Genomic DNA, 14,425 nt, shown 5'->3' with positions numbered 1-14,425 from the left:
CCGGGCGAAGCTGACACACTAGCTCATGATCAGACACCCCACCCCGTCTGATCCATCACCCGGCGTGTGGATTCGTTCCCGCCGGAAGGGTCCCCGGCATCGCATCCCCCCCGTGATGCCGGGGACCGCCCCGTTTCCGGGGCCGAATCCACCGATCAACGAGGTCCGCCCGAACGGGGCGTGCGGTTCAGGCACGCCCCGTCCTCGCGTCGAGCGGGGTAGTCAGCGCGCGGCGGCGGCCGACTCCTGCAGCGCGGCCGCGATGATGGCGCTGCCGGTCATGTCGAGGGCCGGTTCGTCCGTCTGCCAGCTCCTGACGTCGTCGACGAACCGGCTGCCGTGACCGGTGAACGCGGCGAACGGGTCACTGTTCTGGTTCGCCGGGCAGGCGGTCATCCCGCTCTGCAGATCTCCCAGGCCGCCGGTGAACTGATCGGCCCCATTCGGCCCGTTCACGACGGCGCCGACCGCGAGCGGGCCCTTGCCGTCGGTGCTGCCGCTGAGGTTCGCCACCTGGTGTTGCATGCAGCGCGGGAAGAGGTCGCCCTCGCCGACCATGAAGCCGGTGCCCCACGCGTTAGCGCCGAACAGCCAGTCGCGCTGCTCGGTGGCGAAGCCAGCGAAGCTGCGGTCGCCGGTGGCCTGCCGGTAGAGCGCCTCGGTGGCCAGCAGGCCGAAGGTGTGCGAGTCGACGTCGAAGTCCGAGTAGACCCCGCCGGCGTGGAAGACGTCTGATGATGCCCGGGAGGCCGCGGTTTGCAGCTGCCGCTTGAGGTCCGCGACCAGCGCGCTCCTGCCGACTGCGAGCCCTGATCCGCTCGGGTCGCCCGCGGCAGCCATAGCCTTGATCAGGTCGGCGTGCGCGAGGGCGCTGGTGTCGTAGAGGTTGAACGTGTCGCCGGTGTCCGCGCTGAGGTAGTCCTTGGCCCACGTCGCCGCGTCGGCGAGGTAGGGCTTGGCGTTCGCGTCGTGGCCGAGCGCGTGGGCCGCGAGCGCGATCTCGGCGGCGCCGAACTCCATGTCGTCGTGCCAGCTGCTCTCGGGGTAGTACGCGTTCGGCAGCGCGGTCACCAGCGGGTTCGGCGGGCTGGCGGTGTTCGCCTGCGCGTAGAGCGAGGTAGCGGCCTGATACTCGGCGGCCGCGCGGGACGGGTCGCGGGCCGCGTCGACCTGTGCCGCCAGTGCGAAGGCGGCCGATACGCGACCGGCCAGGTTGGGGCTGATCTTCGCGCCTGGGGCGGCCGCGGTGAAGGTCGGGCGGTGCGCTGCGGAGTACCGATCCGCGGCGGCGGTGTCGCCGTCGTCGGCCTGCGGAAGCCGCCACAGGTCGTGGTCGCCGGTGAAGGTGCCCGCGGAGTTGCCGGAGCCGATGCCGACCTGGAGATAGAGCGTCTTCGTGGACTGATCCCACATCTTGCTCAGCCAGGCCTCGCCGTAGTGCGCCTCGGCGTCGAGGCTCGTCGGCGCGGACGCGCCGAGAGCGCGCTCCGAGGCGAACAGGACGGCGTCACCATAGGCGGCGGTGTGCGTGAACTTCAGGAAGTCGCCCGCGTCGAACCAGCCCCCTGACACGTCGTGGCTGCCGCCGGCCTTGGTCAGATCGCCGTCGGTGATGGTGTCGGAGCCGCCGGAGGCGAAGTGCGGCCACTTGTACACTGCCGCGTTCCGGTCGTTGAGGTGCGAGGGCTGACGGTGCAGCGCTCCGCTGATCACGTCCGAGCCGTCGCGCTGCACCTGGTAGAAGGTCACCCCGTCCGCCACCAGCTTGCTGTACATCGATGCCGCCGTGGTGATGGCGAAGGCCGGGGAACTGGCGCTCGCCGCTCCGCTCACGACCAGGTGGTAGCGGCCCGGTTTGGTGAGCGCGGTGAACGTGATCGGATACACGTCGGGGTAAGCGCTGTTCCACTTGCCTCGGCTGGTCGATCCGACGTTGCCGCTCAGAACGCTCCGGCCGGCGGAGTCGACCACGGAGAATCTGGCCCCTGATACGGCCGCGCCGGTCATCAGATAGCCGACCTTCACCTCGGTGGGCAGGTAGCCGATCTGGTCGATGCGGATCTGGCTCGCCGCGGCGGCGTGCGCGCTGCCTTGGCCAACGAGGCTCAGCGAGGCGGCGACGGCGGCCGTGGTGGCCACCGCTGCGAGGCGCGTCGAGCGCGAAGGAGTGCGGGAGCGAGGGCGTGGATGGCGGTGCGGCTTGCGGCGGATCGGCACGGCGTCTCCCTTGACTGGTAAATCTCCTTTACTAGAGGCGCACCGTAGCGCCGTCCGGAGCACCGGTCAACGCACTGGCGTGGAAGGAAAGGAATTGAACAGCGTGATGAGGCAGATCGTGTAGAGGATGCGGGCGCGCGGGGGAGGGGTAGGGATGAGGCCGCAGCCGCCGGGTATCCCGAAGCGGCGAACTGGGAGGTCGGACATGCGCGAACTGGAGCCGCTGCGTTCGCGCGTGGACGGCGTGCTGGCGGATTTCCTCGATGCGCGGCTCGGTGAAGTGCCGCCCGGCGAAGCGCGGACGCGAGGTCCGGGCGGGTGGGCGAGCGAGGCGCGGGACGGACATCGGCAGCTCGCGGACGAGGAGTTCGTTTCGGGCATCGCCGACCTGATCACGCGCGGCGGCAAGCGACTGCGCGCGGCCCTCTGCGTGCTCGGCTGGGCCGGAACCGGCCTGGCGGTCGACGACGCGATCGTGCGCGGCGGCGCGTCGCTGGAACTGCTGCATGCCTGCGCCCTGATACACGACGACGTGATGGATGAATCCGAGACTCGCCGCGGCGGTGCCACCGTGCACCGGGCTTTCGCCGCGCGGCATGCCGGGGCCGGCTGGCGCGGCGAAGCCGGGCAGTTCGGCGTCGGCGCGGCGATCGCGGCCGGCGACCTCTGCCTGGTCTGGGCCGACCGGCTGCTGCGGGAGAGCGGGCTGCCGGCCGCCGCGGTCGAGCGCGGCCGGCCCGTGTACGACGCGATGCGCGCCGAGACCATCCGCGGCCAGTACCTTGATTTGGTCGCGCAGGCGAGCGGCTGGTTCGAGCTCGACGACGCGCTGACCGTGGCGCGCGCCAAGACCGCCGCGTGCACGACCACCGGTCCGCTGCGGTTCGGCGGAACGCTGGCCGGCGCGGGCGCGGACCTGCTGGCGGCGTATGAGGCCTACGGCCTGGCCTTGGGCCTGGCGTTCCAACTGCGCGACGATCTGCTCGGCGCCTTCGCCGACCCGGCCGACACCGGAAAGCCGTCGGGCGATGATCTACGGGACGGAAAGTGCACCGTGCTGCTCGCGGAGGCGTATCAGCGGTTGGACTCAGCAGGGCGGCGACGGCTGCGGCTACTCGTCGGAAGCGGGTCACAGTCGGCCGTCGACGAGATCCGCATGCTGATGGAGGAGGCGGGAGCGCGCCAGGCGGTGGAAGAACGTATCAAAGGGCTGGGAAAGCAGGCGGTTGAGGCACTCAGTTCCGGTGTCCACGTGGATGCGGGGGTGCGGGAGTCGTTGGTGGGGCTGGTGGCGGTGGTCACGGAGGGGTGAGCGGCGAGCAGACGGCGCTACCAGTGCGGGACTCGGGAGAGCAGGACGGCGATGGCGATGGCGGGCACCGCGTAAGACAGCAGCTTGAGAGCGCCGTCGAGTGGGTTAAGCAACGCCGCCTTGTCGAGTGGCATCGTGGAGCCATCGGCGAGTTCGACGACACCGGTCACGTTCACCGCTCGTCGGCGCAGCATGCGCGCGGGCGTGCTCAGGCGCCGCTGCGCCGCAGAGAGAGCCGTCGCGGCGATAACGGCGACGACAGCGCCGAGAGAGCGCGGCGAATTGAACGCGGGCGCCTGCGCGACGTAGCCGACTGCCGCGGGGAACGCCCCCCACGCGAGGGCGAATCCGAGGTCTGTGTGCAGCGCGCCGCCGAAGAGTTCGAGGTTGTATCCGAGTACGAGAACGACCCCGACCACCACGAACGGGATCAACACCAGTCCGGTACGCGGCAGCACCGCGATCCCGAGCGCCGCCGCGGCCGCGAGCGACACGATCGCCGCCGACCACAGAGCTCTGTCGCTGATGCCGGTGCGCAGCGGCCGGCCGTTCCACTCGTCGAGAGCGTGCGCCGCGATACCCACGGCGAGCGTGAACGCGACCAGTGTCGCGCCGAGAATCAACCAGTCGAGGTGCGGTGCGAGCGCGGCGCCGATCGCGGCATAGGAAAGGTGCCACAGCGTGTACGGCGGATGCAGCACCGTCCACCAGTCCCAGCGCGCGCCACCACGCCGCGCGTAGAAGGCGGGCGAGAGCGAATCGGCTTCGGCCATGTCAGGCGCCGTTCGATTCTGGCTCTGCGGCGAGCGTGGCCGCGGCCTCGGGCGCTGCGGTGGCATCCGGGGCGCCCTGAGCGCTGCGTGCCTTTCTGCCCCACATGACCACTCCGCCGCCGAGACTCATCGTGCGCACCCCGACGTCTTCGATGCCTGCTTCGCGCCAGTGCGCGACGGTCTGCTCGACCGGATGACGCTGGTAGTGCTCGGTGATCGAGGGGCCGAGGAACCGGCCGACCTGCGCCCACTCGCGCCCGCCGGTGGCGAATCCGGCCGCCGGGAGCACCGCGCGCGTGTATCCGCGCCAGGCGATGTGCCACACCGGCTTGCTCGGAACGGCGAACTCGAGGCTCGCGATCGCTCCGCCGGGGCGCACGACCCGGGCCAGCTCGCGCAGCGTCGCGGCCGGATCGGTCACGTATCGCAGCAAGTAGGTGAAGGTCAGGGCGTCGAAGGAGGCGTCCGGGAACGGCAGCTGCTCCGCGCGCCCGACCACGAGCCGGATCTGTCCCTCGGCGTTGTGGCGCGCGACGCGGTCCCGGCCGACGCGCACCATCTCCTCGGTCAGGTCGACGCCGATCACGTCCGCCGGCGTCCGGCGGCTCCAGGCCAGCGCGACCCCGGCGGTTCCGGTCGCGACGTCGAGCACGCGGTGCGCATCGGGGCTCAGCCGCAGCGCGGCGTCGACCATCGCGTGCCGCCAGCGCCGGTTCTGGCCGAACGAAAGCACCTCGGCGAGCAGGTCGTACTTCTCCGGCAGGCCGTCGAAAAGTCCCCGCGTGAACGCGTTGGCCTGCGCGTCTGTGTCCCAATGTGTACGCATTGCGCCTCCTCGGAGGGAGACATACCCCCTGTGGCCCGGGTCACCGGAGGCACGGCTCACTTGGGGACGCGGCTCACTTGCGGGACGCGATGCGGCGTGCGGCGGCGACTCCTGGGATGACCACGATGGCCAGCACCTTGAGCGGCAGCGAGAGCCCGCGCGAGGGGACGAACTGCACGTTCGCCGGCACGAGCGGCTGAACCGGCGTGGGCACCGGGCTGTGCGGCGGACTCGGGCTCGGCGAGGCCGGAGGAGAGGGGGAGGGCGAGGCGGCCGGCAGTCTCGGCGCGGCGGCGGCGCGCGGACTTGGCGGCGGTGCCGGAGACGCGGGCGGGCCCGGGGCCTTGATGCCGTTGTACGCGGCTTCGGCGCTGGCTTGGATCGGGTAGCTGCGCGTCGACTGCGGCCCTTGCGACGTGATCGCCCGATCCCAGAGCCACGTTCCTGCGACGATCAGGCTGTCATCGTGGCGCCCGACCGTGGTCGTCAGCGAACCGGAGCACACGGCGGATGCGCCGGGGGCGAGCGAGCCGACGGAAGGCCCTGCGGAGCAGGCGAGACCGGACAGCGAGGGCGGCGGCACCAAGCGCAGTCCGGTCACCTCGGCCGATCCGGAGTTCACGATCCGCACCGTCGCACTGACGGTGGTGTCAGCGGGCAGACCGCCGCCGGGCGGCACGCCGTTCGCGAAGGCGAGGCTCGCGGACAGGCCAGGGGCGATGGCTGTGTAACCGGCGTCGGCCGACGCGGACACTGTGCGGTTGAGGAGAGGGGAGAGAGCGCTGGCGGCAACGCGGCCGTCGTGCTCGCCGACCGCGGCGTTGAAGGTCGCGAAGCAGGTCAGCTCGCTCAGCGGGCCGAGATCCGCGCCATCACCGTCGTCCGAGTCGTCGTCACCGTCGTGCGTGCAACGGATCGCGGCTGACGAGACGTCAGGGTCGTGCACCGATACGCGGGTCAGTGGCAGCAGGCCGTCGTTGCGCACAACGTAGACACGCCGAACCGTGTCACCGGCAAGCGCGTGGAACGCGGTCGCTTCGGTGCCGGGCAGCGTGTCAGTGAACGTGGAAAGGTGTAGCGCCTCGAGGTCAAGACCGAGAGCCGTGTCAGCCGCCTGATGCTGGCCGGGTGACGCCGCGAAGGCCGACGGCCCCATCGTGAGAACGAAACCGGTCGCCAGCAGCGCGCCGAAGCGAGAGATAAGCATCAGTGGCCTGCTACGCATTCGCCGCCAGCACGTCTCGCAACGGTTGCGGGCTGGCGTGGATGAGCCCGTGGAAGGGCGACTGGAGCTCCACGACGAACCAGAACGCCAGGCACACCAGCGCCGTCGTGACCACGAACCCAGCGAACGCGAGCGCGTCGGCGCGCAGCCCGAGCGCGAGCGGAGTGGCGATCGTGATCAGGCTGAGCACGGCGAGCGCGATCAACAGCACGTCGGGGACGCCGGCGCCGGACTTCGCCAGCCGGTCGTCGCGCGCGTCGGCCACGGTGTTGATCTCCGCGATGGCCTGGTCCTCGATCGTTCCGGCCGTGGCGCCAGACGCCACCGGATGCGTCACGGCCGCCCGGGCCTCGGCCAGAACGCGCGCGGCCGGCGCGTTCTCGCCTGCGCCGTTGTCCGTGCCCGGCTTCGGCGGCCACTCGCTGTTCAGCACGGCAGCCGCGTACTCGTGGGCCGCCTTGAGCAGCGGTTCCCCCTCGCTCGCCGGCAAGCGCTGCGCCGTCTGCACCAACGCCTGAAGCCCGGACGCCTCCGTGCGCACATCCCCGCTGACGTCCGAGACGTTCTGCCACAGCAGCACGACGATCAGCGACAACAGCACCATGTACAGCGTACCGATGAACAGGTTGATGTACTCGACGGCCGAGGCGTCTTCGCGCTCGACCTTCATCTCCTTGCGGCGCCGGTCGAGCAGCACCAGCACAGCCACCGCTAATACGACAAGAGCGATCAGAATCGCGAGCCCCATGTGGCCCGGCCCTCCCCTTGACTGACGGATCGCGATCACGCCACGTCATGGCGTCCGCACGGTCAGCATTCCCCGGGGGTGGCCGAATCAGGGTCGCTCGTTCGGGTGATGGGGGAGTGCGAGGCCTTACTCGTGCGCTCGATACTCGGGCGTAGCGTCTGATCCGCCGCTTCCCGGATGGAGACGTACGGCCAGATAGGCGCACAGCGCCGCGATCGGAAGTTCCGCGCTGGCCGCCATCGCGATCGCGACCGCCCGGTCGGCGCCCGGCGCCGAGGTGAGCACGTCGAACCAGGCGTCCATGGCGAGCAGCGTCGCGGTCGCCGCGGCGGTCAGCCCGGCCCGCGAGTCCTGGCGGCGCAGCAGCAGCCCGGTCGAGGCCAGGCCCAGCGCTTCGAGGCTGTCGAGGCCGACCCAGACCGTGTTCCAGTGCACCGCGGTGGTCTGCGCGGGCAGCTCGGCGGCCAGCACGAACAGCCACGGGATCATCGCCGCGCCGGCCCCGGTGAGCGCCCAGCCAAGGCGGCGCTGCCACGGTCTGGCGCCGTCACGGGTGCGGCGGTACGCAAGGTCATGGCTGCCCGCGCGACCGGAGAACCTGCCCTCGGCGAGCTCGAAGAATGAGACTGACATGGCGCCGGGTTTCCTTTCCCCCGTTCGGACTTCCATGCCCTCCAGCCTGCTCGGCCCGCGGGTCCCGGTCAGTAGCGCCCGATACCGAGTCGGGGGTATGGCTAGCCCCACCCCGAGTACGGAGCCCCACCTCATGGTCGGGTGCGCCGGCGTTGCATAGGCTTCCAGCCATGACTTGGTTCCGATCATGACGGCCGCCACGGGGGTGCCCTCCGGCGCCGCGGCCGCCGGCTCGGCAGGCGGCGCCGGGCCGTCGCGGCACGCGCCCTTGCTGCGCGGGCCGTTCTCCCGCCTCGTGTGGCGCGACGCCGCGTTCGTCGCCGCCGGAAGCAGCTGGACAGTGGTGTTCGTGCTGGCGGTCCTCGTGGACTCGAAGCTGCTGTGGTCGATCTCCATGCTCGAGTTCGTGCTCGTCACGATCCTGCTGCCGCGCGTGCTGCGGTTCGCGACGACCATGCAGCGCAGCCGGTTCGGCGCGCTGCTCGGTGTCGAGCTGCGCACCGAGGGCGCCCCTGACGCGCAGCCGGCCAGCTGGCGCGCCTTCCTGGTGACGCTGCGCACCGGCGACGCCTGGCGGCAGCTGGGCTACCACTTCGTCGCGGCCCCGGCGTTCGCGGCCGCCGGACTCGGCATGATCCTGCTCGGCGGCGCCGGTTTCGTGCTGCTGGCGCTTCCGGCGATCGCCCCGGCGCTCCCGCCGCACTCGCCGCTGCGCGCGTCCGGCATGGTCTCCCGCGACATACTGCTGTGCGCGGCCGGGATGGGCGCACTCTGGGTTTCCGCATGGCTGGCCGGAATCATCGCCGCGCTCGACGAGCGCGCCGCCATGGCGCTGCTCGGACCGGACCGCGCGGTACAGCTGGAACAGCGGGTCGCCGGCCTGACGGAGAGCCGGTCCGCGCTGGTGCAGGCCGTGGACGCCGAGCGCCGCCGCATCGAGCGCGATCTGCACGACGGCGTACAGCAGCGACTGGTCTCGCTCGCGATCAACCTCGGCATGGCCCGCTCGCAGCTCGAAGGTCTGCCCCCGGAGGCCGGCGCCGTCATCGGTTCCGCGCACGAGGAGGCGAAGGCCGCGATGGCGGAACTGCGCGATCTGGTGCGCGGCCTGCACCCCGCGGTGCTCGACGATCGCGGCCTCGACGCGGCCCTCTCCGGCATCGCCGCGCGCGCTCCGTTCCCGGTCCGGCTGAGCGTGGAGGTGCCCGAGCGGGCGGCTCCCGCGGTCGAGGCGGTCGCCTATTTCGTGGTCTCCGAGGCGCTGACCAACATCGCCAAGCACGCCGAGGCGACCCAGGCCGACGTCGAGGTCGTGCAGGCGCGCGGCCGGCTGCGGCTGCGCATCGTGGACGACGGGGTCGGCGGCGCGGACCCGGCCCGCGGCTCCGGCCTAGCCGGCCTGGCCCGCCGCGCGGCCTCGGTCGACGGCACCTTCGCTCTGACCAGCCCGGTCGGCGGCCCGACCGTCATCACCGTGGAGCTGCCGTGCGCGCTGTGATCGCCGAGGACTCCGTGCTGCTGCGCGCGGGATTGACCCGGGTGCTCGAGGGCTCCGGCATCGACGTCGTGGCCGCGGTAGGCGACGCCGAGGCGCTGCTGGCCGCGGTGGAGGAACACCGGCCCGATGTCGCCGTAGTGGACGTGCGCATGCCTCCGGGACACTCCGACGAGGGAGTGCGCGCGGCCATGGTGATCCGCCGCGCCTGGCCCGAGGTCGCGGTCCTGATGCTGTCTCAGTACGTGGAGGAGCGTTACGCCGCGGACCTGCTGGCCACGAACACGGCCGCGGTCGGCTACCTGCTCAAGGACCGCGTCGCCGACGTGACGGACTTCATCGACGCCCTTGAGCGGGTCGCGGCCGGCGGCACCGCGCTCGATCCCGAGGTCGTCTCGCAGCTGCTGCTGCGGCGGCACAACGATCCGCTGGACCGGCTCACGCCGCGCGAGCGCGAGGTGCTGGCGCTGATGGCGGAGGGCCGCTCGAACGCCCGGATCGCGCAGATCCTGGTGATCACGGAGAGCGCGGTCGGCAAGCACATCAACAACATCTTCACGAAGCTCGACCTGCCGCCAGACGAGGGCGACCATCGCAGGGTCCTGGCAGTCCTGCGCTTCTTGGGCAGCGGTTCTTGACCGTGCTCTCCGAACTACTCACGGGGCAACGGAGGTTACCGGGGTGAATGAGTCCTTTGAGTTTGAAGACGCCAGGCCGCCGCACGCGGACGGTCCGACGCGGGTAGACGGTCCGGCTCGCAAAGGCCAGCGCGCGCTGTGGTACGGCATCGCGGGGATGACGGCCGTCGTCACCATCGGGGCGGTCGGCCTGCCACAGGTCGGCTGGCTCGCGGCGCAGACCACCACGACCACATGGACCACACGGCACCCGATCACGGCAGTCGAGATCGACGTCACCGGCGGTGATCTGACCGTCCAGCCGTCCGCCGGCGGCGACGAGGTCTCGCTGCGCCAGACCCTGACCTGGACCATCAACAAGCCGCAGATCACCGAGACCTGGCAGGGCGGCACGCTGCTGATCACCGAGGACTGCGCGGCGCCTTCGTTCACCGTGGTCAATCCGTGCGGCGCGAGTCTGGTGCTTACGGTGCCCGCGACGGTATCCGTGCAGTCCACCCTCGACTCGGGCTCAGTGCAGGTCAGAGGCATGACCGGGAGCGTGAACGCCCGAGCGCGGTCCGGCGACATCGATCTTGAAGACGACAGCGGCACGCTCCTGGCGCGGGCGGATTCCGGGGAGATCCACGGCGCCGGGCTGGCTTCGCAGCAAACCAGCGCTCAGACGCTTTCCGGAGATATCGATCTCGCGTTCACGAGCGCACCGATGTCGGTCTCCGCGTCGGTCGCCTCTGGCAACGTGATCGTCACCGTCCCGCACGGCGCAACGTACCGCGTCTCCGGCCAGACCTCCTCCGGCAGCCGCAACATCGAGCAGAACATCGAGGACGATTCGTCGCCGCGCACCATCACGATCAGTTCGCTGTCCGGCGACGCCTTACTTAGTTACGCGGGCGATAACTGATGCTGTGACCGCTTTGCGGTTAACCTGGTCACCGTGGGTGCCGCGGGCGTCACACACGCGTCCGCCGCGCCACGCCCTGATCGAGCAGGCGAAAGTCGCGGCGACGAGGAGAACCGATGCCAGCGTCCGAACCAATCGTCATCGTCGGAGCGAGCCTGAGCGGCGCCAAGGCCGCCGAGGCGCTGCGCGCGAAGGGCTACGACGGCCGGATCGTGCTGATCGGCGAAGAGGAGCACCTGCCGTACGAGCGCCCGCCGCTGTCGAAGGACTATCTGATCGGCAAGAGCGAGCGCGAGAAGGCGTTCGTACACCCGGAGCCCTGGTATGCCGAGCACGAGGTCGAGCTACGGCTCGGCAGCCACGTCTCCTCGATCGAGCGCGCGGCGCATCAGGTCCGGCTGGCCGACGCCTCGCGGCTCGGCTACAGCAAGCTGCTGCTCGCCACCGGCGCCAGCCCGCGTCACCTTCCCGTGCTCGGCGGAAACGCGGACCGCGTCCTCTACCTGCGCACCATCGACGACTCGGAGCGGCTGAAGGCGCTGTTCGGCCAGATCCAGCGGCTCGTCGTAGTCGGCGCCGGCTGGATCGGGCTTGAGGCCGCGGCCGCGGCGCGGGGTGCGGGAGTCGAGGTCACCGTCGTGGAGACGGCGGAACTGCCGCTGCTGCGCGTGCTCGGCCCGGAGATGGGCCGGCACTTCGCCGACCTGCACCGCCGCAACGGGGTCGAGTTCCGCTTCGGCGAGGTGGTGAACGAGATCACCACCGAGGGCGGCTACGCGACCGGCGTGCGGCTGCGCGACGGCTCGGTCCTGCCGACGGACGCCGTCCTGGTCGCGGTCGGCGTGGCGCCGAACACCCAGCTGGCCGAGGACGCCGACCTGGCCGTGGACGACGGCGTGCTCGTCGACGCCTCGCTGCGTACCGAGGACCCGGACATCTTCGCGGTCGGCGACGTGGCCCGCGCGCACCACCCGAGATACGACAAGCGCATCCGGGTCGAGCACTGGGCCAACGCGCTCAACCAGCCCGAGGTGGCCGCGGCGGCGATGCTGGGCGAGCAGGCCCAGTACGACCGGCTGCCGTACTTCTTCACCGACCAGTACGACCTCGGCATGGAATACCTCGGTTACGTCGAGCCCGGCGGCTACGACCGGCTGGTCACCCGCGGCGACCCGGCCGGCGGCGAGTTCATCGCCTTCTGGCTCTCCGCAGGCCGGGTGCTGGCCGGGATGAACGTCAACGTCTGGGACGTCGGCGACCAGATCCGTGCCCTGATCGAGTCAGGGCTGTCAGGGCACAGCGTCGACCCGGAGCGGCTGGCCGACCCGGACACGCCGCTGGAGTCGCTGGTCTCCGGCTGATCGGGTCGTCGGCCCGGTCAGGTGGCCAGGGCCGTGAAGTTGCGCCCGGCCGACTCCCAGCTCGCTTCGAGCCGGAAACCGAGCGGCCGGGCCAGCGCGAGCAGCGCGCTCGCGCCGACGCTGGCCCACGGCACCGGCGCACCGTGCTCGCCGAGACGCAGCTCGTGCCGTTCATCCAGCTCGCCGGCCGCCGTCTCGACCAGCAGCCGGCCGCCGCGCGGGCGCAGCAGGGCCTTGATGCGGGCGAGCAGCGCCTGCGGATCGCCGCCGATCCCGATATTGCCGTCGATCAGCAGCGCGTACGGCCAACGGCCCTCGCCCGGCAGCCGGTCGAACACTGAGCGCCGCAGCGCGGTTGCCCCGGCGGCGCGTGCGATGAGCAGCGCGACCGGCGTCACATCCACGCCCAGCGACGGGATACCGCGCCGGGCCAGCTCGGCGGCGAGCCGGCCCGGTCCGCAGCCGATGTCGAGAGTCGGCCCGGTACATCGGTCCAGCAGGGAACTGTCGGTCTCGTCCGGAGCCGCCGCGTACTTCGCCACGTCGAGATGGAAGACCGCTCCGCTTTCGCAGCGCAGCAGGATCGGCTCGTGCTCCTGCGGCGAGGTCCGGGAGGAATGCGACGCGTGCCGTGGGCCGCGGTCGATCGTCTGCCACAACGCGCGTTCGTACCCTGACGAGACCGGCCCGCTCCAGCTCGCGGCCGCCGTGTGCGCGTCGTCGTGAGTGTCAGCACTCGGCGGTGCGATCTCGACCGTGGCGTCCGGTTCGTCCCGGCCCGGCACGATGCCGCCGAGCAACGCGGCGAATCGAGAATCAGGGGCTTGCTGCGCGGCGGCCCGCGCATCCGCCTCGTGGTCGACGTCCCGCAGCGTCGGCAGGACGCTGATGCGCAGGTCGGCGGCGACGAGTCGGTCATGCTGGTGCTTACCGGTGTCGTCGCGCGACATGGGCACGCCGACGAGCAGGTCGTTCACGCGCGGGTGACCCGGCTCGCGCAGCCCCAGCGCCCAGAAACCGCCGTCCTCCGCCGGGCCGAAGACCGCGTCCGCGTCGGCGTAGGAACCGGCCGTCCCGGAGCCGGCCATGCCCGCGCCGAGCGCCAGCAGGCCCTTGGCCAGCACCTCGGCCGTCACCTGCGGGGTGTCCATCCCCACCAGCAACGCGGGGCCGCGATCGATCCGGGCTGCTTCGGCGAAGGCCGCCGCCAGCCGCAGATCCAGCGTGCCCGGCACCTGAGGCACGATCTCCAAGCCGTCCCGCAGCGCGGCCGGAAGCCAGTCCCCTGCTTCGCCGTCCAGGACGAGCAGCCGGTGATCGGCCGGCGCCCGGCGGACCGCGTCCAGCGTGTCCAGCAGCGCGGCCCGAGCCAGCGACGCGGCCTGCTTCGGCGTGAACGGCGGGGAGAGGCGGGTCTTGACGCGGCCGGGGACCGGTTCCTTGGCGATGACGATCAGGGTGCTCATCGACTGGTCGCCTCCCGCCAGACCCGGTTCATGTCCCGGATCGCCTGGAGCGTGCCGGTGAGCGTCCCGGTGACCTTCGACTTGCCGGTGCGCGGCGCGTATTCGACTTCTGTCTCATCGATCCGCCATCCCGAGCGCGCGGCCGCGAGCACGGTCTCCAGCGGATAGCCGGAGCGGCGGTCCGCGACGCCGAGTTCGAGCAGCGCTTCCCGGCGCGCCGCGCGCATCGGGCCGAGGTCGCGCAACTGCACTCCGGCGCGCCGCAGCCGGAAGGCGAGCACCTGGTTCGCGAAGCGCGCGTGCGGCGGCCACGCCCCGGCGCCGACCGGGCGGCGCCGACCGAGCACGAGGTCTGATTCGCCCTTCAGTACCGGTTCCGCGACCCGCGGCAGCTGGCGGGGATCAAGCGAGCCATCGCAGTCGCAGAAGCAGACGACCGGCGCGGTCGCCGCGGAAAGGCCGGCGTGGCAGGCTGCGCCGAACCCGCGCCGCTGCTCCGTCACGACCAGCGCGCCGAGCTCGGCGGCCAGCCGCGCGGAATCGTCGGTGGACCCGTTGTCCACCACGATCGCTCGATATCCCTCGGGCAGACGCCCCAGGACGTAGGGCAGCGCGCCCTCCTCATTCAGGCACGGCAGGACGACATCGACGAGTGGCACAGCGGGCTCCTGGGCAGCGAAGACTGGGGTGGGGGAGAGTTCGGCGGCGGAAGATTGATCGGCGGTGACTGAGAAGGTGTCGAACGCACGGGACGCGTCAGGTGTGCGCCGCTGCCGTCGTATGCGCAAAGCCGTCCCCGTGAGCACGACGACCAGCGCGAAGCCGTA

The 14,425-nt window shown here is 71.4% G+C and carries 12 protein-coding genes and 2 pseudogenes; 5 read left to right on the top strand and 9 right to left on the bottom strand.

Translation table 11 applies throughout. From position 1 onward, the window contains the following. Positions 1-222 precede the first annotated feature (222 nt). On the bottom strand, positions 223-2,139 hold the full coding sequence (locus VFA06_RS23450) for a glycoside hydrolase family 9 protein (protein WP_324842856.1): 1,917 nt from the start codon (positions 2,137-2,139) through the stop codon (positions 223-225). 283 nt (positions 2,140-2,422) lie between these two features. Between VFA06_RS23450 and VFA06_RS23445 the strand changes: the two genes are divergently transcribed. Continuing rightward, a complete protein-coding gene (locus VFA06_RS23445) occupies positions 2,423-3,529 on the top strand; it encodes a polyprenyl synthetase family protein (RefSeq protein WP_324842855.1) in 1,107 nt (368 codons plus the stop codon). 17 nt (positions 3,530-3,546) lie between these two features. On the opposite strand, the gene VFA06_RS23440 is transcribed toward VFA06_RS23445, so the two are convergent. The 5 genes from VFA06_RS23440 to VFA06_RS23420 all read right to left on the bottom strand — a co-directional run bounded on the left by VFA06_RS23440 (position 3,547) and on the right by VFA06_RS23420 (position 7,734). Beyond that, positions 3,547-4,302 (bottom strand): hypothetical protein, encoded by a 756-nt coding sequence (locus VFA06_RS23440; protein WP_324842854.1) that lies wholly within the window; start codon positions 4,300-4,302, stop codon positions 3,547-3,549. A gap of 1 nt (position 4,303) precedes the next feature. Next, entirely contained in the window at positions 4,304-5,128 is an 825-nt protein-coding gene (locus VFA06_RS23435) for a class I SAM-dependent methyltransferase (RefSeq protein ID WP_324842853.1), read from the bottom strand. Between the two features lie 73 nt (positions 5,129-5,201). After that, positions 5,202-6,335, bottom strand: a complete 1,134-nt coding sequence (locus VFA06_RS23430; RefSeq protein ID WP_324842852.1) for a hypothetical protein — start codon at positions 6,333-6,335, stop codon at positions 5,202-5,204. A 10-nt stretch (positions 6,336-6,345) separates the two neighbouring features. Next, positions 6,346-7,101, bottom strand: a complete 756-nt coding sequence (locus VFA06_RS23425) for a hypothetical protein (protein WP_324842851.1) — start codon at positions 7,099-7,101, stop codon at positions 6,346-6,348. A gap of 126 nt (positions 7,102-7,227) precedes the next feature. Continuing rightward, the gene (locus VFA06_RS23420) at positions 7,228-7,734 is read right to left on the bottom strand and encodes a hypothetical protein (protein WP_324842850.1); all 507 of its coding nucleotides are present in this window, start codon (positions 7,732-7,734) and stop codon (positions 7,228-7,230) included. A 187-nt stretch (positions 7,735-7,921) separates the two neighbouring features. On the opposite strand from VFA06_RS23420, the gene VFA06_RS23415 reads away from it, so the two are divergent. From VFA06_RS23415 to VFA06_RS23400, 4 genes are all read left to right on the top strand, one after another. Further along, positions 7,922-9,232 carry a sensor histidine kinase gene (locus VFA06_RS23415; RefSeq protein WP_324842849.1) on the top strand — a complete coding sequence of 437 codons (1,311 nt, stop codon included), beginning with the start codon at positions 7,922-7,924 and terminating at the stop codon, positions 9,230-9,232. Further along, a complete protein-coding gene (locus VFA06_RS23410) occupies positions 9,220-9,867 on the top strand; it encodes a response regulator transcription factor (RefSeq protein WP_324842848.1) in 648 nt (215 codons plus the stop codon). The genes VFA06_RS23415 and VFA06_RS23410 overlap by 13 nt, the downstream gene beginning before the upstream one ends. A gap of 43 nt (positions 9,868-9,910) precedes the next feature. After that, entirely contained in the window at positions 9,911-10,771 is an 861-nt protein-coding gene (locus VFA06_RS23405; RefSeq protein ID WP_324842847.1) for a DUF4097 family beta strand repeat-containing protein, read from the top strand. Between the two features lie 116 nt (positions 10,772-10,887). Beyond that, positions 10,888-12,132 (top strand): NAD(P)/FAD-dependent oxidoreductase, encoded by a 1,245-nt coding sequence (locus VFA06_RS23400; RefSeq protein ID WP_324842846.1) that lies wholly within the window; start codon positions 10,888-10,890, stop codon positions 12,130-12,132. Between the two features lie 17 nt (positions 12,133-12,149). On the opposite strand, the pseudogene VFA06_RS25990 reads toward VFA06_RS23400, so the two are convergent. The 3 genes and pseudogenes from VFA06_RS25990 to VFA06_RS25980 form a co-directional block, all read right to left on the bottom strand. Next, positions 12,150-12,602, bottom strand: a pseudogene (locus VFA06_RS25990) (class I SAM-dependent methyltransferase); the annotation flags it as partial. Between the two features lie 306 nt (positions 12,603-12,908). After that, a pseudogene (locus tag VFA06_RS25985) lies at positions 12,909-13,598 on the bottom strand (TIGR04282 family arsenosugar biosynthesis glycosyltransferase); the annotation flags it as partial. After that, a complete protein-coding gene (locus tag VFA06_RS25980; protein ID WP_349260316.1) occupies positions 13,595-14,257 on the bottom strand; it encodes a glycosyltransferase family 2 protein in 663 nt (220 codons plus the stop codon). The gene VFA06_RS25980 and the pseudogene VFA06_RS25985, both read right to left, overlap by 4 nt. Positions 14,258-14,425 lie beyond the last annotated feature (168 nt).

The sequence above is a fragment of the Actinocrinis sp. genome (assembly GCF_035653575.1).
Taxonomy (GTDB): Bacteria; Actinomycetota; Actinomycetes; order Streptomycetales; family Catenulisporaceae; genus Actinocrinis.
Note: the sequence above shows the minus strand (reverse complement) of the source record. Positions and strands in the feature narration are given on the sequence as shown.

Excerpts from the sequence above, each read along its gene's own strand:
- VFA06_RS23445 (WP_324842855.1), top strand. The coding sequence starts at position 2,423 with ATGCGCGAACTGGAGCCGCTGCGTTCGCGCGTGGACGGCGTGCTGGCG.
- VFA06_RS23440 (WP_324842854.1), bottom strand. The coding sequence starts at position 4,302 with ATGGCCGAAGCCGATTCGCTCTCGCCCGCCTTCTACGCGCGGCGTGGT.
- VFA06_RS23435 (WP_324842853.1), bottom strand. The coding sequence starts at position 5,128 with ATGCGTACACATTGGGACACAGACGCGCAGGCCAACGCGTTCACGCGG.
- VFA06_RS23430 (WP_324842852.1), bottom strand. The coding sequence starts at position 6,335 with ATGCTTATCTCTCGCTTCGGCGCGCTGCTGGCGACCGGTTTCGTTCTC.
- VFA06_RS23425 (WP_324842851.1), bottom strand. The coding sequence starts at position 7,101 with ATGGGGCTCGCGATTCTGATCGCTCTTGTCGTATTAGCGGTGGCTGTG.
- VFA06_RS23420 (WP_324842850.1), bottom strand. The coding sequence starts at position 7,734 with ATGTCAGTCTCATTCTTCGAGCTCGCCGAGGGCAGGTTCTCCGGTCGC.
- VFA06_RS23415 (WP_324842849.1), top strand. The coding sequence starts at position 7,922 with ATGACGGCCGCCACGGGGGTGCCCTCCGGCGCCGCGGCCGCCGGCTCG.
- VFA06_RS23400 (WP_324842846.1), top strand. The coding sequence starts at position 10,888 with ATGCCAGCGTCCGAACCAATCGTCATCGTCGGAGCGAGCCTGAGCGGC.